At 67.8% G+C, this 18,993-nt stretch carries 19 protein-coding genes; 12 read left to right on the forward strand and 7 right to left on the reverse strand.

Annotated features, from left to right (window positions below; all coding sequences use genetic code 11):
• Positions 1–3: 3 nt before the first annotated feature.
• On the reverse strand, positions 4–1,701 hold the full coding sequence (locus AC5W54_RS18470) for a PHA/PHB synthase family protein (protein ID WP_495963565.1): 1,698 nt from the start codon (positions 1,699–1,701) through the stop codon (positions 4–6).
• Entirely contained in the window at positions 1,702–2,160 is a 459-nt protein-coding gene (locus tag AC5W54_RS18475; RefSeq protein ID WP_495963566.1) for an ATPase, read from the reverse strand. It abuts the gene before it with no gap.
• Between the two features lie 246 nt (positions 2,161–2,406).
• Here AC5W54_RS18475 and AC5W54_RS18480 point away from each other — a divergent pair, with 246 nt between their 5' ends.
• The 3 genes from AC5W54_RS18480 (at position 2,407) to AC5W54_RS18490 (ending at position 5,692) form a co-directional block, all read left to right on the forward strand.
• The gene (locus tag AC5W54_RS18480) at positions 2,407–2,940 is read left to right on the forward strand and encodes a hypothetical protein (RefSeq protein WP_495963567.1); all 534 of its coding nucleotides are present in this window, start codon (positions 2,407–2,409) and stop codon (positions 2,938–2,940) included.
• A gap of 133 nt (positions 2,941–3,073) precedes the next feature.
• A complete protein-coding gene (cls, locus tag AC5W54_RS18485; protein ID WP_495963603.1) occupies positions 3,074–4,465 on the forward strand; it encodes a cardiolipin synthase in 1,392 nt (463 codons plus the stop codon).
• A gap of 156 nt (positions 4,466–4,621) precedes the next feature.
• Entirely contained in the window at positions 4,622–5,692 is a 1,071-nt protein-coding gene (locus AC5W54_RS18490) for a L,D-transpeptidase family protein (RefSeq protein ID WP_495963568.1), read from the forward strand.
• 12 nt (positions 5,693–5,704) lie between these two features.
• On the opposite strand, the gene AC5W54_RS18495 is transcribed toward AC5W54_RS18490, so the two are convergent.
• From AC5W54_RS18495 to AC5W54_RS18515, 5 genes are read right to left on the reverse strand one after another with little or no spacing between them, the layout of a single operon-like run.
• The gene (locus AC5W54_RS18495; RefSeq protein WP_495963569.1) at positions 5,705–6,832 is read right to left on the reverse strand and encodes a fatty acid desaturase; all 1,128 of its coding nucleotides are present in this window, start codon (positions 6,830–6,832) and stop codon (positions 5,705–5,707) included.
• A 50-nt stretch (positions 6,833–6,882) separates the two neighbouring features.
• Positions 6,883–7,542: a response regulator transcription factor gene (locus AC5W54_RS18500; protein ID WP_495963570.1), complete on the reverse strand. Its 660-nt coding sequence runs from the start codon at positions 7,540–7,542 to the stop codon at positions 6,883–6,885.
• On the reverse strand, positions 7,539–9,143 hold the full coding sequence (locus tag AC5W54_RS18505; RefSeq protein WP_495963571.1) for a PAS domain-containing protein: 1,605 nt from the start codon (positions 9,141–9,143) through the stop codon (positions 7,539–7,541). The genes AC5W54_RS18500 and AC5W54_RS18505 overlap by 4 nt, the downstream gene beginning before the upstream one ends.
• Positions 9,143–9,793 carry a 2OG-Fe(II) oxygenase gene (locus AC5W54_RS18510; RefSeq protein ID WP_495963572.1) on the reverse strand — a complete coding sequence of 217 codons (651 nt, stop codon included), beginning with the start codon at positions 9,791–9,793 and terminating at the stop codon, positions 9,143–9,145. Before AC5W54_RS18510 ends, AC5W54_RS18505 begins: the two co-directional genes overlap by 1 nt.
• 8 nt (positions 9,794–9,801) lie before the next feature.
• A complete protein-coding gene (locus AC5W54_RS18515; protein WP_495963573.1) occupies positions 9,802–10,446 on the reverse strand; it encodes a CoA pyrophosphatase in 645 nt (214 codons plus the stop codon).
• Positions 10,447–10,550: 104 nt separating this feature from the next.
• Here AC5W54_RS18515 and AC5W54_RS18520 point away from each other — a divergent pair, with 104 nt between their 5' ends.
• From AC5W54_RS18520 to AC5W54_RS18560, 9 genes are all read left to right on the forward strand, one after another.
• Positions 10,551–11,108 (forward strand): NUDIX hydrolase, encoded by a 558-nt coding sequence (locus tag AC5W54_RS18520; protein ID WP_495963574.1) that lies wholly within the window; start codon positions 10,551–10,553, stop codon positions 11,106–11,108.
• Positions 11,109–11,167: 59 nt separating this feature from the next.
• Positions 11,168–12,124 (forward strand): sugar-binding transcriptional regulator, encoded by a 957-nt coding sequence (locus AC5W54_RS18525; protein WP_495963575.1) that lies wholly within the window; start codon positions 11,168–11,170, stop codon positions 12,122–12,124.
• A 158-nt stretch (positions 12,125–12,282) separates the two neighbouring features.
• A complete protein-coding gene (locus AC5W54_RS18530) occupies positions 12,283–13,602 on the forward strand; it encodes an ABC transporter substrate-binding protein (protein WP_495963576.1) in 1,320 nt (439 codons plus the stop codon).
• 82 nt (positions 13,603–13,684) lie between these two features.
• Positions 13,685–14,572, forward strand: coding sequence for a carbohydrate ABC transporter permease (locus tag AC5W54_RS18535; RefSeq protein WP_495963577.1), 888 nt, complete (start codon positions 13,685–13,687; stop codon positions 14,570–14,572).
• Positions 14,573–14,662: 90 nt separating this feature from the next.
• On the forward strand, positions 14,663–15,523 hold the full coding sequence (locus tag AC5W54_RS18540) for a carbohydrate ABC transporter permease (protein WP_495963604.1): 861 nt from the start codon (positions 14,663–14,665) through the stop codon (positions 15,521–15,523).
• A 15-nt stretch (positions 15,524–15,538) separates the two neighbouring features.
• Positions 15,539–16,684, forward strand: a complete 1,146-nt coding sequence (locus AC5W54_RS18545) for an ABC transporter ATP-binding protein (protein ID WP_495963578.1) — start codon at positions 15,539–15,541, stop codon at positions 16,682–16,684.
• Positions 16,685–16,693: 9 nt separating this feature from the next.
• Entirely contained in the window at positions 16,694–17,371 is a 678-nt protein-coding gene (locus tag AC5W54_RS18550; protein ID WP_495963579.1) for an HAD family hydrolase, read from the forward strand.
• Between the two features lie 89 nt (positions 17,372–17,460).
• Entirely contained in the window at positions 17,461–18,249 is a 789-nt protein-coding gene (locus tag AC5W54_RS18555) for an L-iditol 2-dehydrogenase (RefSeq protein WP_495963580.1), read from the forward strand.
• Positions 18,250–18,344: 95 nt separating this feature from the next.
• On the forward strand, positions 18,345–18,980 hold the full coding sequence (locus AC5W54_RS18560) for a nucleoside/nucleotide kinase family protein (protein ID WP_495963581.1): 636 nt from the start codon (positions 18,345–18,347) through the stop codon (positions 18,978–18,980).
• Positions 18,981–18,993: the final 13 nt, after the last annotated feature.

The raw sequence follows: 18,993 nt of genomic DNA on the forward strand, positions 1-18,993 counted from the left end.
TGCTCAGCGCTCCAGGACATAACGGCCCGGTGCCGCCTCCAGGGCCGGATAGCCTTCGATCAACCCCGGCTCCCGAGCGGGCACGCGCGCGGTGCTGTGATCGGCTAGCCAGCCCTGCCAGCAGGGCCACCAGGAGCCGTCATGATGTGCCGCCTCGGCCTGCCAGCCGTCGGGGTCCACGAAGGGGGCGTCGCCGCGGATGGTCGAGATCTGGTGGTAGTGGTGTGAATTGCCGGGCGGGTTGACGATGCCCGCGTTGTGCCCGCCACTGGAGAGCACGAAGGTCACATCCGCCGGCGTCAACCATTGGACCTTGTAGACCGAGCGCCAGGGGGCGACGTGATCCTGCAGGGTGCTGACGGCAAACACGGGGATATGGACATCGGTCAGGGACACGGGGCGTCCGTCCACCCGGTAGCGCCCGCCGGCGAGGTCGTTGTCGAGAAACAGCCAGCGCAGGTACTCGCTGTGCATGCGCGCCGGCAGGCGGGTGCCGTCGGCGTTCCAGGCCATCAGGTCGAACATGGGCGGACGCTCGCCGGCCAGGTAGCTGTGCACCATCCTCGACCAGATCAGGTCCTGGGAGCGCAGCAGCTGGAAGGCGCCGGCCATCTGGCGCGTGTCCAGATAGCCCCTGACGGCCATGAGGTCCTCGAGGAAGCGCACCTGATCCTCGTCGATGAACAGCATCAGCTCGCCGGCCTCACTGAAGTCGGTCTGCGCGGCGAGCAGCGTCAGGCTGGCCAGGCGATTGTCGCCGTCCCGGCCCATGGCGGCCGCGGCGATCGACAGCAGGGTGCCGCCCAGGCAATAGCCCACGCCGTGGACACGCTGCTCCGGGCAGCTGGCCGTGACCGCGTCGAGGGCCGCCATGACCCCCAGCCGGCGGTAGTCGGCCATGCCCAGGTCCCACTCGTCGCTGCCCGGATTCTTCCAGGAGACGACGAACACCGTGTGGCCCTGTGCCACCAGGTAGCGGACCAGGGAGTTCTCCGGAGAGAGGTCGAGGATGTAGTACTTCATGATCCAGGCCGGCACGATCAGCACCGGCTCGGCATGGACCTCCTGGGTGGCGGGCGCGTACTGGATCAGCTCGATGAGCCGGTTGCGGTAGACCACCTTGCCCGGTGTTACCGCCACGTTCTGGCCGACCCGATACGCCTCGGCCCCCACCGGCCCTTTGCCGGCCTGCCGGCGTCGCCAATCCTCCAGCAGATTGCTGGCGCCGCGGGCCAGGTTGGCGCCACCCTCGCGTCGCGTCTGCTCCAGCAATTCGGGGTTGGTGGCGAGGAAGTTCGACGGCGCCCAGACGTCGAGCAGCTGCCGCGCACCGAAATTCACCATCGCCTCATGGTGGCGCGAGACGCCGGGTACGCCGGTGGTGGCCGCATGCCACCACTGCTGCTGCAGCAGGAAGCCCTGGTAGAGTGCATTGAAGGGCCAGCGCTGCCAAGCCTCGCCGCGGAACCGCTTGTCCTGGGGCAGCGGCTCGAGGCAGGGCTCGCACTGAGGGTCTCGACAGGCCCGCTCGCAGTAGGCAGCGAAACGACCCCATTTGCGCACGGCCTTTCCGACCAGCTCGGCCTGCTTGTCGGGCGATGCGGCAAGATGTTGTGCCCAGTCCCACCAGGCCTGGTGGAGAGCGGTCGGTGACATCCCGCCGGTGAGCAGTCCCGCCGTCGCATTCAGAACGCGATCCATTCAGAGATCCCTGGAGCGGTTGGTCTGGTGGACCAGGCGCATCGCTTCATGCTGCTCCAGCCTCAGGAGCTCCCCGATCAACTCGCGTGTTTCCGGTATCTCGGTGCGTCCCTCGAGATAACGATAGAAATCGATGACCTGATCGTGGAGATTGAAGATCTCCTGACAGATCTCGTCGAAGCTCATCTCCGCATAGGGCGCGCTGCACGACAGATGGGGCTTGATGGGCTTGTAGGAAATGTAGTCGTAGAGCCAGGTATTCAACGCCTTGGGGTCGGCCTGTCTCTCGAAGCCGGCCACGACCCTTTCCAGGGCCGCCTCGTGATCCGCCAGATATTCCAGCAGCCACTTGGCGCGCGCTTCTTCCTGCTGCGTTGAGCAGTGCTTCAGGCACCGTGCCAGGTGTTCATGCAGGGCGCGCGTCCACTCGACCACATCGTGAAAGGTTGATACGTACATCGGTCGATCTCGCTTGGGGAGCCGGGGGCTCAGGTGAGGAGGTGGCAGCGTTTTCAGCGTAGTCCACTGGCACCCGAGGCGGCTTGATTCGTGTCAGGGCGAGCTGCGCTGGCTGGCCGGCATGTCCCCTCGAGGTCGTCAAGATTGCCTGGCATCGATCACCATGGAACACTGCGTTACTTGTCGGCAGCCAAGCTGATTCTGCTGGTCGCTGTGTCGACGCCGTACCGGTTTGGGAGGTAAGTCATGGCGGTGGGACCATCCCGGCCTGGCAGGCTGAAGCGGGTGCTGGCCACGCCGGAGTTCAACGTGGCGCTGTTCGCCTTCCTGCTGAACTATCCGTGGGAATTCCTGCAGGTACCCTTCTTCGCCGATATGCCGACCATGGCCCACTGGGAGGCCGTGCGCTTCTGCACCCGGGCGGCACTGGGGGACGTGCTCATCGCGCTGGTGGCCTACTGGGTCGTGGCGGCGCTGCGTCGACGGCGCGACTGGTTGCGCTGCCCTGACGTCAAGGCGTTCGCCGGTTTCGTGGCGGTGGGCGTCGTGGTGACGATCGGGCTGGAGTGGCATGCCACCGTACTTCAGGAGCGCTGGCAGTATGCTGAGGGGATGCCCACCCTACCGCTGCTGGGGACGGGGCTGTCGCCGCTGCTGCAGTGGTTTGTCTTGCCACCGCTGATCGTCTGGCTGGCGCGTCGCCAACTGCTCGGCGAGACGTGTCTGCAGGGAATTGACGACGCGGCTTCTGGCCCCGGCAGGGCGGCCAATGAGGAATAGAGGTGAGCATGACCCTGGATGAGTCGCGCCTGCAGTGGCGCGCGAGGTGAGGATAACGCGCGTGTCACGAACGCCACGGAATGGACCTGCCAAGCGTCGCTGGCCCTGGCGACGGCTCCTGCTGGTTCTCGGCATGGTGCATCTGGTGGGCCTGGCCTCGTCGCTGGACGCCATGATGTCGAGCCGGACATCTCAGGGGGCCATCGCCTGGATCGTCTCTCTGAATACGGTGCCCTATGTGGCGGTGCCGGCCTACTGGGTGTTCGGGCGCACCAAGTTCCAGGGCTATGCTACCTCGCGGCGTGACGAGGACTCGGAACTGGGACAGGCGCTGGCCGACAAGCTCGCCGAGCTGCGCTCGCACGGGGTCTCGGCCGCCCACAGCGACAAGCACCTGGTGGGCGTTGAACAGCTGGCAAAACTGCCGTTTCTCGGTGGCAATCAGGTGGAACTGCTGATCGATGGGGAGCAGACCTTCGAGAGCCTGTTCGCCGGCATCGAGGCCGCCGAACGCTATCTACTGGTGCAGTTCTATATCGTGCGGGCCGACGAGGTGGGGGTGGCCCTGCAGGCGCGGCTGATCGAGAAGGCCCGACAGGGAGTCGAGGTCTATTTTCTCTATGATGAGGTCGGCAGCTATGCCCTGCCGGGTCGCTATCTCCAGGCGCTGGAAGAGGCCGGGGTGAGGGTACATCGCTTCCATTCCACGCGAGGACCAGGCAATCGCTTCCAGCTCAACTTCCGCAATCATCGCAAGATCGTGGTGGCCGATGGTGCCAGGGCCTGGGTGGGTGGCTTCAACGTCGGCGATGAGTACCTGCACGGCCACCCGCGAATCGGTCCCTGGCGGGACACCCACCTGATGATCGAGGGGCCGGCGGCCCTGGCGCTGCAGCTGGTGTTTCTGGAGGACTGGCACTGGGCCACCGAGGGGATCCCCGACCTGCCTTGGGAACCGGTGGTGCCGTCGCACCACGCCACCCCGGTGTTGATCCTGCCCTCCGGACCGGCGGACCGCTTCGAAACTGCCAGCCTGATGATCCAGCAGGCGATTCATGCCGCCCACGAGCGAATCTGGATCTCGAGTCCCTATTTTGTTCCCGACGAGGGCGTGCTCGCGATGCTCAAGCTGGCTGCCCTGAGCGGGGTGGATGTACGTATCCTGATTCCCGAACGGCCGGACAATCCACTGACCTACTTCGCCGCCTATGCCTTCCTGGGGCCGCTGCTGGATGCTGGGGTCGAGGTCCATCGCTTCCAGGAGGGCTTCCTGCACGGCAAGGCCTTCCTGGTGGACGATGTCGGTGCCGCCGTGGGAACGGTGAACCTGGACAACCGCTCCTTCCGGCTTAACTTCGAGGTGACGGCGCTGGTGATGGAGCCGGCATTCGCCGCCGAGGTCGAGGCGATGTTCGAGGCCGACTTCGCCCGGGCACGGCGGATGCGGCGTGAGGACATCGACGAACAGCCGCTCTGGCATCGGGTGGCGGCGCGCGCGGCTCACCTGCTGGCGCCGGTGCTGTGACCCTGGGGGAACAGGACTCGGCGTAAGGTGGGGGAGGCGTCTGTGACAAAACCCCACAGTGTTCCTGCTCATGATGAGGGCGCTCGCCGGTACACTGTTCGCATGATGATATCGCCGAGGTTTCGAAGATCGCGGCAACATGGAAGAGGCGAGAAGATGGCAATAGCGAGAGGTAATCCCGGCGTGTCGGGACGAGCGGTGCGGTGGCTGGCGCGGACCCTGGGAGGGCTGCTGGTGACCAGCGGCCTGTTCTGCTCGGCCGTGACCCTGGCCGAGGAGGAGCCTGAGTGGCCCAAGGGACATTATCCGCTGCCCGAGTCGGGCAACGTGATCGGTGAGGAGTACGTGGTCGAGGCCAGCGAAGAGGACACCCTGCTCGATATCGCCCGGGCGCACAATGTCGGCTACGAGGAGATCCGTCGGGCCAATCCCGAGGTGAGCATCTGGCTGCCCGGAGCGGGCACCGAGGTGGTGATCCCGACTCGTTTCATTCTGCCGGAGACGGAGCGCACCGGCATCGTCATCAATGTGGCCGAACTGCGGCTCTACTACTACCCCGAGGTGGGCGAGGGCGAGATCCCGCGGGTCGAGACCTATCCCATCGGCATCGGCCGCGAGGGGTTCGATACGCCGCTGGGGGTGACCGAGACCACCATGCGCCTGGAGGATCCGGCCTGGTATCCGCCGGCCTCGGTGCGCCGTGAGGCCGCCGAGCGGGGCGAGAGCGCGCCGGCGGTGGTGCCCCCGGGTCCCGACAATCCCCTGGGGCGCCACGCCATCCTGCTCGACATCCCGGGCTACCTGGTCCACGGCACCAACCAGCCCGATGGCATCGGCATGCGCGCCAGCCGCGGTTGCATCCGCATGTTCCCGGAGGACATCGAGTCGATCTTCGGGCGCGTGCCGGAGGGCACCCGGGTCGAACTCGTCGACCAGCCGATCAAGGTGGGCTGGGAAGAGGGCCGGCCCCTGGTACAGGCCTTCGCGCCCCTCGAGGAGCAGGAGCACGGCATGTCGGCGCTGGTCGAGACCCTCGAGCGCCTGTCGCGCAACGGGGAGGCGGACGGTGGCGAAGCGCCCGTGGCGGTGAACTACGAGCAGCTGCGCGAGCTGCTCGAGAGCCCCAGTGGCCGGGTGGTGGCCCTGGAGCCGCCCCGCGAGTCCGAGCCCGAGGAGGCGCCAGCCGCCGACAGCGACAACGGCTTTCTCGACGAGGTCAGGGTCTAGAGCCTGTCGGACTTAACGCTGATCTGCTACGAAAGCTCGGGTTTCTCGCGACGATCGGTCAAATCCGACGGGCTCCTGGCGAGCCTGGTCGGTGGCCGCCCTGTGCGCCTCGGCAAAGGAGACCAGGCGACGCTGCTCCTCGTCCCACAGCGTGAGCCGCACCGACGCGAGGCTTTGCCGCAGGGTGAGGCGGCCGATATGGCGGAGTTCGGGATGGTCGTGCAGCACTTCGGGTAGCCGGTAGGAGGGGATACGGCTGCAGAGATGATGGACATGGTGTATCCCGATGTTGGCGGTTAACCAGCGCAGGGGGCCCGGCAGGTCATAGTGGGAACTGCCGTGCAGCGCCGTCTCGTGGAACGTCCAGTCGTCGTCGTGCTCCCACAGGGTGTCCTCGAACTGATGCTGGACATAGAACAGCCAGACGCCGATCGAGGAGGCGAGAAGCGTGATGGGCAGTTGCACGAGCAGAACGGGGATCACGCCGACCAGCCAGATCATGGTGGTGACGAGAAGCGCGATCGCTGCGTTGGTGCTCATGGTGCTCAGCCAGGGCATCCACCCCGCGCGCATGAAACCCACTGGCAGGCGATGGTCCAGGATGAACAGGTACGTCGGGCCGATACCGAACAGCACCAGCGGGTGCCGGTACAAGCGATAGAGGAGCTGCTGCGTTCTCGGCAAGCCCCGGAACTCGCGCACGGTCAGGGTGTCGATGCCGCCGACACGCGGGCGATCGAGGTTGCCGGAGCTGGCATGATGGAGGGTATGGCTGTGTCGCCAGAGATCGTAGGGCGTCAGGGTCAAGACGCCGATGGCTCGGCCGACCCAGTCATTGGCACTTCGGGAACGAAAGAATGACCCGTGGCTGCAGTCGTGCTGGATCATGAACAAGCGCACGAGAAAGCCCGCGGCGGGCACGGCGAACAACAGGCCAAGCCAGTAGCCGGCGCTCAGGGTGCCCCACATCAGTATCCAGAGGGCGGCGAAGGGGATCACCGTGACCATGAGTTCCACGACACTGCGCGCCAGGCGCGGCGTGCGGTACTCGCCCAGGGCGCGCTTCAATGCCCGTGGCTCGGCGGTGATGTCGATAGTCGGCGTTTGGGGGTCCATGAGTTGTAGGTTGGCGTCCGGCACGCACGATGTCTGTACGGTACCGCACACTCCGGTAGAAGAACCGTCTCCACCTACCGCTGCCGAGGTTCCGTCGGTAGCGCCTCCACCAGCCCCAGGGCCACGCAGATCCTGACCAGCTCGGCCAGGTTGGCGGCTCCCAGCGCCTTCATGGCGCGCAGCCGGTAGACCTCGACGGTCTTGGCGCTGACGCCTAGGTGGTCGGCGATCTCGCGGCTGATCATGCCCTCGGCCACGTGCACCAGGATCTGTTGCTCCTTGGGGCGCAGGGTGGCATAGCGGGCCTGCAGGGACTCCAGCCGCGAGCGGGCCTGGCGCTCGCGCTGGTGCTCGGCCAGTGCCTGCTGCACGGTGTCGATCAGTTGCTGGTGGTTGAACGGCTTCTCGATGAAGTCGAAGGCACCGGCCTTGAGCGCCGACACCGCCATGGGCACGTCGCCGTGGCCGGTCATGAAGATCACCGGGGTGGTGTCGCCGCGCTCGTTCATCCGCTGCTGCACCTGCAGGCCGGACAGGCCGGGCATGCGCACGTCGAGCAGAATGGCGTCATGGGCCTCAGTGGTGGCGAGGAAGGCCTCGCCGTCGCCGTAGGCTCGGGTCGCCAGGCCCACCGATTCCAGCAGCCAGGCCAGCGAGTCGCGCAGGGCCTCGTCGTCGTCGACCACCGCGATGAGCGGCGTGGTGCGGTTCGGGGTGGCCGGTGCCTGGGTCACGCGGGTCTCCTGGGTGAGCGATCGGTCGGATCCGGCCGCGGGAGCGGCCCGGGCTCGGTGAGCAGTGTACCGGCAAAGACGGCGCCGCCGGAACCGTCGCCGGGGGCCAGCGCCAGGCGGCCGCCCATGGCCTCCATCAGCGAGTGGCTGATGGCAAGCCCCATGCCCAGGCCGTCGGGGCGACCGGAGTGGAAGGGGGCGAAGATGCGCTCGGCGTCCGCCTCGGCGATGCCGGGTCCCCGGTCGCCGACCGTGAAGGTCACCTCCCGGGGGCCGCTGCGTCGAGCGCCGATCTCGACCCGGTCGGCGCCGGGGTGGTCGCGGCTCGCTTCCAGGGCGTTGAGCAGCAGGTTGATCAATACCTGTTCGAGGGCGATCGGGTCGGCCTGCACCCGCGGCAGGCCCTCGGGCAGTGCCTGGATCAGCCGCACGCCGGCCTGGCGGAACTGCCACTCGCAGAGCCGGCTGGCGGCGTCGACCACTTCGGACAGCGTCACCGGCCGCGGCCGGGTCCGGCCCTTGCGTACGAAGGTGCGGATGTGGCGCAGGCGCTCGGCCAGGCGCTGGATCTGCTCGCTGATCCGCTCGAGCGGCAGCGCAAGGTCACCGGCGGGGCGGCTCGGGGCGGCGCGCAGCTGCATCAGGGCGCCGTTGGCGTAGTTGGCAATGGCGCCCAGCGGCTGGTTGAGCTCATGGGCGATGTTGGAGGCCAGTTCGCCGGTGGTGGCCAGGCGGTTGGCGTGAGCGATCTGCTCCTGATGGCGGCGGGCCTGGGCCTCGGCGGCCTTGCGCAGGCCGATGTCGCGGTTGAGCAATGAGAGGTGGCCGGGTTCGGTGCCGGGACCGCGGTGGGCGAGCACCACGCTGAGCACCGGCACCGGCGCGCGGGGGCCGCGCATCTCCAGCTCACCGCTCCAGGAGCCGTAGCGGGCCACGGCGGGCAGCACGAGCTCGCGCAGCACCGCCAGCGACTCCGGCGTATAGGCCTGCCCCAGGGCGGCGTCGCCTCCCTCGCGGGGCAGGGAGAGCAGCCGGCGTGCCGCCTCGTTGGAGTAGAAGACGCGCTCCTCGCCGTCGACGAACAGCACGTAGTCGGTGGTCGATTCGACCACCCGGGCCAGGCGCTCGCGGTTGGCCTCGGCGCGGATCCGCCGGCCCACGTCGCGGGAGACACAGAGGATGTCGAGCAGTTCGCCGGTGGCCGGGTCGCGGCGGGTGCGGCTGGTGGTCTCGAACCATACGTAGTGGCCGTCCTTGGCCCGGAAGCGGTAGGTCTGCTGATAGAAACCGTCGTGGTAGTAGACCCGGGGCGACTTGTTGAGCAGATCGGCCAGGTCCGACGGGTGGAAGAGGTCGTAGGCCGAGACGCCGATCAGCTCCTCGGGCGCATAGCCGAGCAGGTCGCGAGCCGCCTGGGAGGCGTAGAGGAAGGTGCCGTCGCGGGCGTGGCGCGAGATCAGGTCGGTGGTGCTCTCCGCCAGCCAGCGATAGTGGCGCTTCGCTTCTTCGAGCGCGGCGCAGCGGGCCTCGAGCTCGGCGTTGCGCGTCTCCAGCTCGGCCAGCCGCGATTGGCACCGGCGGAGTTCGTCGTTGCCCGCCATCAGCGCGCCGGGTCCACCCGGCCGCCCAGCGAGGCGTTGCGCCGGAACCAGCCGGCGATGCTGGCGCGCGGCAGGCGGGTCGGCAGCACCTCGTGGGGGACAGCCTCGGAGAGGAAGCAGGCGAAGTTGCCGGCCGCGGGGCGCACCCTGGCGACCTCGCGTTCGGGGTCGTCGGCGGCGAAGATCGCCATCTCGCCGCCGCCGTCCGCCGGCCAGTCCGGGTTGAGGTAGCCCACGGTGGAGACGACCCGGTTGGCGCGGCCGCGGAAGCTGTCGAGATGCTTGCGGTAGAAGGCGCCGGGCGGGTAGTGGGCGAAGTGCGCCTCGTACTCGAAGAGCCCCAGGTACAGCGCCCGATTGAGCTGGTCCTGCAGCTCGCCCATGGCCTCGAGGTAGCGGCGCTGGGCCGGGCTCTCGCGGTCGAGCCAGCGGATGGCGTCACCGCGGATATCGCGACGCAGCACGTGGGCCTGGCCGCGGCCAATGCCGGCGGCGTCCAGGGCGTCGTGCTCGGCGAGGGTCATCAATTCCCGATGAAGCTCGGCACAGAGCCCGGGCTCGAGGAAGCTCTCGCCGACATACCAGCCCTGCTCCACCAGGGCGTCGACCAGGCAGGGCAGGGCGTGGGGAGCCAGGACCGGGGGGAGCATGGGAGGGTTCAGGGCGTTCTGGCCAGGGTACCCCGGGCGCGCAGGAGGCGCTCGGGAAAATAGCACAACCGCCCGGTCGGCGGCTCGCGGTGGAGGCTGATCTCGCGGCCGAAGCCCTCGGCCAGCAGCTCCACCAGCATCATCGCCGAGAGCCCCCAGATCACCTGGCCACCCACATGGTAGTTGGGCACATAGTGCAGTACGCCATCGTGCGGGATGACGTCGGTGTGATGGCGACGATCCTCGAGGAACAGCGACAGCGGCACCTCGAAGATGGCATCCAGTTCGCTGAGGTCGGGAACCAGCGGCAGGTCCGGCGGGATCAGGCCCACGTAGGGGGTGACGCAGATGCCGTGCAGCGAGAGGACGTCCGAGAGCCGGCCGAGCAGCTCGACTCGCTCGCGGGGCAGGGCGATCTCCTCAAAGGATTCGCGCAGCGCCGTGGTCAGCAGGTCGGGGTCGTGCTCCTCGCGCTTGCCGCCGGGAAAGGCCACCTGGCCGCTGTGGGTGGTGAGGTGGTCGGCGCGGCGGGTGAACAGCAGGGTCGGCTCGGGACGGTCGACGATCGGCATCAGCACCGCAGCCTCGGGCAGGTCGAGCGTCAGCCGTTGTGGCCGGTGCGCTTGCAGGCGTTCGCGAAGTTTCTCTAACATGGGGTTTCCATCGGGTTTGATCCCTTCTACCCGGCCGCCGTCGCCGGCGTCAAGCCCGGAGTCGGGCGGCCATCGGGTCGCTCGCCAGCCCGCCAGGGAGTGCCATGAACTTCTGCAGCCACTGTGGCCACACCGTTCGCTTCGCGATCCCCCTGGGGGACGATCGCCCGCGCTACCTGTGCGACGCGTGCGGCACCATCCATTACCAGAACCCGCGCATCGTCGCCGGCACCCTGCCGGTGAGTGGCTCGCGGGTGCTGCTGTGTCGTCGCGCCATCGCGCCGCGCAAGGGCTTCTGGACCCTGCCGGCCGGTTTCATGGAGAACGCCGAGACCACCGTCGAGGCCGCCATGCGCGAGACCCTCGAGGAGGCCTGCGCCGAGGTCAGCATCCATGGTCTCTACACCCTGATCAACCTGCCGCATATCAACCAGGTCTACATGATCTTCCGGGCGGACCTGGCGGGCGGCTTCGGGGCTGGGGCCGAGAGCCTCGAGGTGGCGCTCTTCGAGGAGCACGAGATCCCCTGGGACGAGCTCGCCTTTCCCACCATCGAGCGTACCCTGCGCCATTTCTACGCCGACCGCGGCGAGGGGCAGTTCCCGCTGCATATCAGCGACATCACCGCGGCAGATCGGGAGCGCTATTTCGGTAGTGCGTGATCGACAGGGAGCGGCGCCTGTTGCGGGAGACGGTTGCGGGCCGAACAAGGAAACACGACGTGGACAAGTTCGAGGTAAAGCTGGATCAGGCGGCGCGGGCCGCCTGGATGTCCTTCGTGGGCGGCATGACCCAGGACGAGATCGCCCAGCAGCTGGGGGTGTCGCGCCCCGGGGTGCAGCGCCTGCTGGCCCTGGCCCGCCAGGAGGGGCTGATCAAGGTGCATATCGATCACCCGGTGGCGGCCTGCATGGCCATGTCCAGCGCCATCCGCCAGTGCTTCGAGCTGGATTTCTGCGACGTGGTGCCGGCCGAGCCGGAGGCCGCCGACGGCGCCGCCCACTACCTGGCCGTGGCCGGTGCCGAGCGCGTCAGTCGGCTGGTGGAGCGCAGCGAGCCGCTGACCCTGGCGCTCGGCACCGGCCGCTCGGTGCGCGCCACGGTGGAGGCGATCAGCCGCATCGAGCGCCCCCAGCACCGCTTCGTCTCCCTGGTGGGCAACGTGGCCCGGGACGGCTCCTCCAACCGCTACGACGGCGTCATGGTGCTGGCCGACAAGACCGGCGGCGAGCGCTTCCTGCTGCCGGCACCGGTGGTGGCGGGGTCGGTGGAGGAGAAGGAAGCCATGCAGCAGCAGCGGCTCTTCCAGGCCGTCGCCGAGGTGGCGCGCCAGGCCGAGACCGCCTACATCGGCATCGGCAAGATCGACCGCCAGGCCACCCTGTTCCAGGACCACTTCATCTCCGAGGGCGAGCTGGACGAACTGCTGGCTCTGGAGGCGGTGGGCGAGCTGCTGGGCTGGCCGATGAATGCCCGGGGCGAGGTGATCGACTGTTCGACCAGTCGACGCATCACCAGCCTGCCGCTGGAGATGCTGGCCGGACAGCCGCTGGTGGCGCTCGCCGGCGGGCGCGACAAGGCGCCCGCCATCCTCGCCGCCCTGCGCGGTGGCTGGCTCAAGGGACTGGTCACCGATGAGGTGGCGGCGCGTTACATCGTCGAGCGGGCGCGGCGCTGAGCCGCCGCCCACGCGGATGCGATGCCCTCTGCGACCAAAGTCTAGGCGTCTCGGCTTTGCTTTTTTTGGCTCGCTGTCTGATCATTTGATTGGAAGATGATCAAAGTGATCAAGATGACACGCCAGATAACAACACGAGTCCCGCAAAGGAGCCCCTCATGAAGCTCACCCGAGCCCTGCCGCTGGCCACCCTGGCAGCCGCCATCGCCGCCGCCTCCCAGGCCCATGCGCAGACCGAGATCACCGTCGCCACCGTCAACAACAACGACATGGTGATCATGCAGAGCCTGACCAGCGAGTTCGAACAGGCCCACCCCGGTATCGAGGTCGACTGGGTCATCCTGGAAGAGAACGTGCTGCGCCAGCGCCTGACCACCGATATCGCCACCGGCGGCGGCCAGTTCGACGTCATGACCATCGGCACCTACGAGGTCCCCATCTGGGCCGAGCGCGAGTGGCTGGTGCCGCTCGCCGACCTGCCGGCCGAGTACGAGGTCGACGACCTGCTCCGGCCGGTGCGCGATGGCCTCTCCCACAACGGCACCCTCCACGCCTTGCCCTTCTACGGCGAGAGCTCGATGCTCTACTACCGCACCGACCTCTTCGAACAGCACGACATCGCGATGCCGGAGCAGCCGACCTGGGAAGAGGCCCGGGACTGGGCCAGTCAGATCCACGACCCGGATAACGGCGTCTACGGCATCTGCCTGCGCGGCAAGCCGGGCTGGGGCGAGAACATGGCCTTCGTCTCGACCCTGGTGAACACCTTCGGCGGACGCTGGTTCGACGAGGAGTGGCAGCCGCAGATCAACTCGCCCGAGTGGCAGGAGGCGATCGCCTTCTACGTCGACCTGCTGGGCAACTATGGCCCGCCCGGCGCCAGCTCCAACGGTTTCAACGAGAACCTGGCGCTGTTTTCCAATGGGCGCTGTGCGATGTGGATCGACGCCACCTCGGCGGCGGGCCGCATCTTCGACCCCCGCGAGTCGGACGTGGCCGAGGTGCTGGGCTTCTCCCAGGCCCCCGTGGCCGTGACGCCCAAGGGCTCCCACTGGCTGTGGTCCTGGTCGCTGGCCATCCCGGCGTCGTCCGAGCGTCAGGAGGCCGCCCGGCAGTTCATCACCTGGGCCACCTCCCGCAACTACATCGAGCTGGTGGGTGAACGCGAGGGCTGGACCAGCGTACCGCCGGGCACTCGGACGTCCACCTACGAGGACGCGCGCTACCTCGAGGCCGCACCCTTCGCCGGCTTCGTGCTCGAGGCGATGCAGAACGCGGATCCCACCGACTCCACCCTGGAGCCGAGCCCCTACGTGGGGGTGCAGTTCGCCGGCATCCCGGAGTTCCAGGCCATCGGCACCCAGGTGGGCCAGATGGTGGCCGCGGCCCTGACCGGCCAGATGCCGGTGCAGCAGGCACTCGACAACGCCCAGCGCGGCGCCGAACGGGCCATGCGGCAGGCCGGCTACTTCGACTGATCCGAGCGACAGGGCCGGCCGGCTGGCGCTTGACTCCCGGTCAGGCCGGCCCCCTCCACTCCGCTACCCAAGGGTAATTCCCATGAGTACTCGCGCTTCCGGGCGGACCGTCGGTGGCCTGCGCTCCATGTCGCTGCAGGCACCGGCCGTCACGCTCCTCCTGATCTGGATGTTGATTCCCCTGGGGATGACCCTGTGGTTCTCCTTCCAGCGTTACAACCTGCTGATGCCCGGCATGGAGCAGTTCGCCGGTCTGGAAAACTACCAATACCTGCTCACCGATCCGGCGCTCTGGTCGGCCATGGGCACCACCCTGGTGCTGGTGGGTTCGGTGCTGGCGATCTCGGTGATCGGTGGCACCCTGCTGGCGGTGCTCTACCAGCAGGAGTTCTTCGGCCGCGGCATCGCCCGGGTGCTGGCCATCTCGCCCTTCTTCATCATGCCCACCGTCAGTGCCCTGGTGTGGAAGAACATGATGATGCACCCGGTCAACGGCGTGCTGGCCTGGTTCACCGGCCTGTTCGGCCTGCCGGCCATCGATTGGTTCTCCTCCTACCCGCTGCTGTCGATCATCATCATCGTCGCCTGGCAATGGCTGCCCTTCGCCCTGCTGATCCTGCTCACCGCCCTGCAATCCCTGGACGATGATCAGGTCGAGGCGGCGCGCATGGACGGGGCGGGCCCCGTGGCCGTCTTCTTCTTCATCACCCTGCCGCATCTCAAGCGGGCGATCAGCGTGGTGATCATGATCCAGATGATCTTCCTGCTGACGATCTTCGCCGAGATCTTCGTCACCACCTCGGGCGGACCCGGGCTGGCCACCACCAACCTGGCCTACCTGATCTATATCCGCGCGCTGCTGGAATTCGACGTGGGCGGCGCCTCCGCCGGCGGGGTCATCGCCATCATCCTGGCCAACATCGTGGCGATCTTCCTGATCCGCATGGTCGCCAGGAACCTGGAAGAGTAGTACCGGGAAGACTAAGCCGCACCGCGGCACACGCAACGAGGTCACGAGATGTTCAACAAGACACCCACCACCGCACCGGCCACGACCGCGATGCCCCCGACCCACCAGGCGCTGGGCAGTCAGGGCATCGGCGGGGTCCTGGCGCGCCACAAGCGCCTCTGGCTGGCGCTGCTGGCCTGGACGATCACCTTCGTCATCTTCTTCCCGATCCTGTGGATGGTGCTCACCGGCTTCAAGACCGAGGCCCAGGCCATCGCCAACCCGACACTGTTCTTCACGCCGACCCTGGAGAGCTATGAGGCCGTGCACGCGCGGGCCGACTACTTCCGGTTCGCCTGGAACAGCGTCTATGTCTCCGTCGGCTCGACCCTGCTGGCGCTGCTGATCGGCATTCCCGCGGCCTACTCCATGGCCTTTCTGCCCACCAAGCGCACCAAGGGCACCCTGCTGTGGATGCTCTCCACCAAGATGCTGCCGCCGGTGGGTGTGCTGGTGCCGATCTACCTGATCTTCCGCGACCTGGGCATGCTGGATACCCGCATCGGCCTGACCGTCGTCTACACCCTGATGAACCTGCCGATCGTCATCTGGATGCTCTACACCTTCTTCAAGGATCTGCCCAAGGACATCCTCGAGGCGGGGCGCATGGACGGCGCCAGCACCCTCCAGGAGGTGGGCTTCCTGCTGATCCCGCTGACCCTGCCGGGCATCGCCTCCACCGGTCTGTTGTCGGTGATCCTGAGCTGGAACGAGGCCTTCTGGAGCCTCAACCTCACCTCGTCCCGGGCGGCCCCCCTGACCGCCTACATCGCTTCCTTTTCCAGCCCCGAAGGGCTCTTCTGGGCCAAGCTTTCGGCTGCCTCGACCATGGCCGTCGCCCCGATCCTCGTCTTCGGTTGGCTCACCCAGAAACAGATGGTGCGTGGCCTGACCTTCGGCGCCGTCAAGTAATCAAGGAGCCTTCCCATGGCAACACTACAACTCAAGCAGATCACCAAGCGCTTCGACGACACCGACGTCATCAAGGGCGTCGACCTGGAAGTCAACGACAAGGAGTTCGTGGTCTTCGTCGGGCCCTCCGGCTGCGGCAAGTCGACCCTGCTGCGCATCATCGCCGGCCTGGAGAGCGCCTCCTCAGGCGATATCGTCATCGAGGGCCAGCGTATCAACGAGGTCGGGCCCGCCGACCGCGGCCTGGCCATGGTGTTCCAGAGCTATGCGCTCTATCCCCACATGACCGTCGAGGACAACATGGGCTTCAGCCTGCGCCTGGCCGGCGTCGGCAAGGAGGCGCGCCGCGAGAAGGTGCGCGAGGCAGCCCGGATCCTGCAACTCGAGCCGCTGCTCGACCGCAAGCCCAAGGCGCTCTCCGGCGGCCAGCGCCAGCGGGTGGCCATCGGCCGGGCCATCGTGCGCAATCCCAGCATCTTCCTGTTCGACGAGCCGCTCTCCAACCTGGATGCGGCCCTGCGGGTGCAGATGCGCATCGAACTGGCGCGCCTCCACGAGGAGCTCGACGCCACCATGATCTACGTCACCCACGACCAGATCGAGGCCATGACCATGGCCGACAAGATCGTCGTGCTGCAGGGCGGCGTGGTGGAGCAGGTGGGCTCGCCCATGGAGCTCTACCACCATCCCTGCAACCGCTTTGTCGCTGGCTTCATCGGGTCGCCGAAGATGAACTTCCTGCCGGTCTCGCTGAGTGATGCGAACGGGCAGGGCGTCGAAGTGACGCTGCCGGGAGGCCGGCGCTGCCGGGTGCCGGTGAACGGTACCGAGCTGGACAGCGACTCGTCTCTGGAGCTGGGCATTCGCCCCGAGCACCTGGTGCTCGACGAGACGGGGCCGCTGGAGGGCGAGATCCAGGTGATCGAGCGTCTCGGAGGCCAGACCTCCCTCTACCTGAAGATGGGCGATGACCTGATCACCCTGATGGCCGACGGTGACGTGACCCATCGGGTGCACGAGCGGGTACGCTTCGGCTTCGAGCCGCACCGCGCGCATCTCTTCGACGGCCAGGGGCTGGCGCTGCCGAGCCTGGATCGCCACCCCCTGGCCGGCCTGCGCCGCCAGGACAACCGTGCCGCGACCGATGTCAACGGCGCCTGAGGGGGAGTCATGGAGACCCTGATCTTCGACTGCGATGGCGTGCTGGTGGACAGCGAGGCGATCGCCGAGGCGACCCTGGTGGAACTGCTCGGCGAGTGGCTGCCGGACCTGGACGCTGACACCGTGCTCAGCCAGGCGCTGGGCATGACCACCGCCAATATTCTGCGTCACCTGGAGGGCCTGAGTGCGCATTGCCTGCCGCCGGCGGCCACCGATCGGGTGGACGATACCATCGAGGCGCGCCTGGCCCGGGAGCTCCAGGCGATGCCCGGGGTGGCCGCGGCCATCGCCGCCATCGACCTGCCCAAGGCGGTGGTCTCCAACAGCCGACGGCAGCGGGTGCTGGCCTCGCTGTCCACCACCGGGCTCGCGGCCCGCCTCGAGGGGGCGCCGGTCTTCACCGCCGAAGAGGTGGTCCGCCCCAAGCCGGATCCCGCCCTCTACCGCCTGGCCGCCGAAACCCTGGGTGTGGCACCGGCACGCTGCCTGGTGGTGGAGGACAGCGTCTCCGGGGTCACCGCCGCCCACGCCGCCGGCATGACGGTGATCGGCTTCACCGGCGCCAGCCACGTACAGCCGGGCCAGGCCGAGCGCCTGACCGCCGCCGGCGCCTGGCGGGTCATCGCGCAGATGCAGGAGCTCGAGCCCCTGGTGGCTGCCTGGCGTACCGCGCACCGAGCCGGTTAGCCCCAAGCCGTTGCGCAGGATTCCCGACCCGTTTTCTCAATTTGCTTTCTCAACCCGCTTTCTCACCCCCCCTATGGGAGGCACGCAGCATGAAACTGAAAGACAAGATCGGCGTCGTCACCGGCGGCGCCCGCGGCATCGGCCTGGCCGTCGTCCGGGCCTATCTGGAGGAGGGGGCCAGCGTGGTGGTGGCCGATATCGACCAGGGCGCCATCGACGAGGCCCTGACCACCCTGCAGGGCGAGGGGCACGCCGCCGAGCGGCTGATGGGCGTACGCCTGGACGTCTGTGACCGCGCCGCCATCGACGCCATGGTGAAAAGCGTCACCGAGCGCTTCGGCGGCATCGACATCCTGGTCAACAACGCTGCCGTCTTCGACATGGCCCCGGTCCTGGACGTGACCGAGACCAGCTACGACAAGCAGTTCGCCGTCAACGTCAAGGGCCTGTTCTTCACCCTCCAGGCGGTGGCCAGGGCCATGGTCGCGTGCGGCCGGGGCGGGGCCATCATCAATATGTCTTCCCAGGCGGGGCGCCGCGGTGAGCCGCTGGTGAGCCTCTATTGCGCCACCAAGGCGGCGGTGATCAGCCTCACCCAGTCCTGCGCCCTGGACCTGATCCAGCACGGCATTCGCGTCAACGGCATCGCCCCCGGGGTGGTGGACACCCCGATGTGGGAGGAGGTGGATGCACTCTTCGCTCGCCACGAGCAGCGGCCGCTGGGCGAGAAGAAGCGTTTGGTAGGCGAGGCGGTGCCTTACGGGCGCATGGGGCGTCCCGAGGACTACGCCGGTCCGGCGGTCTTCCTGGCCTGCGACGACAGCGACTATATCGTCGCCCAGACGCTGAACGTCGACGGCGGCAACTGGATGAGCTGAACCATGAGCACTATCGCCACCCGCGGCGGTGTCGTGGCGCTCCGAGGCCGGGCATCATGACGCTCGTGAATCCAGCCCCTGCCAGGAGAGACGCCATGCATTCCGTTCCCCATGTCGAGTCGCTGACCGAGATCACCGAGACCGTCATCGTCGCCGCCGAGGGCCGCGACCGCTTCCTGGTGGCCCTCGCCGGGCCGCCCGGGGCCGGCAAGTCCTACTGCTCCGAGCGGCTCTACCGGGCCATCGACGCCCACCTGCCCGGCCAGGCGGTGGTGGTGCCCATGGACGGCTACCACTTCGACAATGCCGTGCTCGACGAGGCGCAGCTGCCGGTCAAGGGGGCACCCCACACCTTCGATGCCGAGGGGCTGCGCGTCGACCTGGAGCGCATCCGCCGTCACGACGCCACGGTGGCGGTGCCGATCTTCGATCGCCCCCTGGACCTGGCCCGGGCCGGTGGCCGCCTGGTCACCCCGGCCCACCGCATCGTCATCGTCGAGGGCAATTACCTGCTTCTCGACCAGGGGCCCTGGCGGGCCCTGCACGGCCTCTTCGACCTCCGGGTGATGCTCGAGGTGGACGACGCCACCCTCGAGCGACGCCTCGTCGAGCGTTGGCTGACCATGGGCCAGGACGCCGAGGGGGCCCAGGCCAAGGCCCGTGACAAGGACATGCTCAACGCCCGCCTGGTCAAGACCACTTCCATTCCGCCCGATCTGGTGTGGCGCTGACGCCGCGCCGCGG

This window comes from Halomonas sp. LMYGS-3, assembly GCF_059509875.1.

Bases quoted from the DNA above. Each gene is read 5' to 3' on its own strand.
- AC5W54_RS18540 (WP_495963604.1), top strand. From the start codon at position 14,663: ATGCCCCCGACCCACCAGGCGCTGGGCAGTCAGGGCATCGGCGGGGTC.
- AC5W54_RS18510 (WP_495963572.1), bottom strand. From the start codon at position 9,793: ATGCTCCCCCCGGTCCTGGCTCCCCACGCCCTGCCCTGCCTGGTCGAC.
- AC5W54_RS18535 (WP_495963577.1), top strand. From the start codon at position 13,685: ATGAGTACTCGCGCTTCCGGGCGGACCGTCGGTGGCCTGCGCTCCATG.
- AC5W54_RS18470 (WP_495963565.1), bottom strand. From the start codon at position 1,701: ATGGATCGCGTTCTGAATGCGACGGCGGGACTGCTCACCGGCGGGATG.
- AC5W54_RS18545 (WP_495963578.1), top strand. From the start codon at position 15,539: ATGGCAACACTACAACTCAAGCAGATCACCAAGCGCTTCGACGACACC.
- AC5W54_RS18560 (WP_495963581.1), top strand. From the start codon at position 18,345: ATGCATTCCGTTCCCCATGTCGAGTCGCTGACCGAGATCACCGAGACC.
- AC5W54_RS18520 (WP_495963574.1), top strand. From the start codon at position 10,551: ATGAACTTCTGCAGCCACTGTGGCCACACCGTTCGCTTCGCGATCCCC.
- cls (WP_495963603.1), top strand. From the start codon at position 3,074: ATGGTGCATCTGGTGGGCCTGGCCTCGTCGCTGGACGCCATGATGTCG.
- AC5W54_RS18505 (WP_495963571.1), bottom strand. From the start codon at position 9,143: ATGGCGGGCAACGACGAACTCCGCCGGTGCCAATCGCGGCTGGCCGAG.
- AC5W54_RS18480 (WP_495963567.1), top strand. From the start codon at position 2,407: ATGGCGGTGGGACCATCCCGGCCTGGCAGGCTGAAGCGGGTGCTGGCC.
- AC5W54_RS18530 (WP_495963576.1), top strand. From the start codon at position 12,283: ATGAAGCTCACCCGAGCCCTGCCGCTGGCCACCCTGGCAGCCGCCATC.
- AC5W54_RS18475 (WP_495963566.1), bottom strand. From the start codon at position 2,160: ATGTACGTATCAACCTTTCACGATGTGGTCGAGTGGACGCGCGCCCTG.
- AC5W54_RS18550 (WP_495963579.1), top strand. From the start codon at position 16,694: ATGGAGACCCTGATCTTCGACTGCGATGGCGTGCTGGTGGACAGCGAG.
- AC5W54_RS18555 (WP_495963580.1), top strand. From the start codon at position 17,461: ATGAAACTGAAAGACAAGATCGGCGTCGTCACCGGCGGCGCCCGCGGC.
- AC5W54_RS18515 (WP_495963573.1), bottom strand. From the start codon at position 10,446: ATGTTAGAGAAACTTCGCGAACGCCTGCAAGCGCACCGGCCACAACGG.
- AC5W54_RS18490 (WP_495963568.1), top strand. From the start codon at position 4,622: ATGGCAATAGCGAGAGGTAATCCCGGCGTGTCGGGACGAGCGGTGCGG.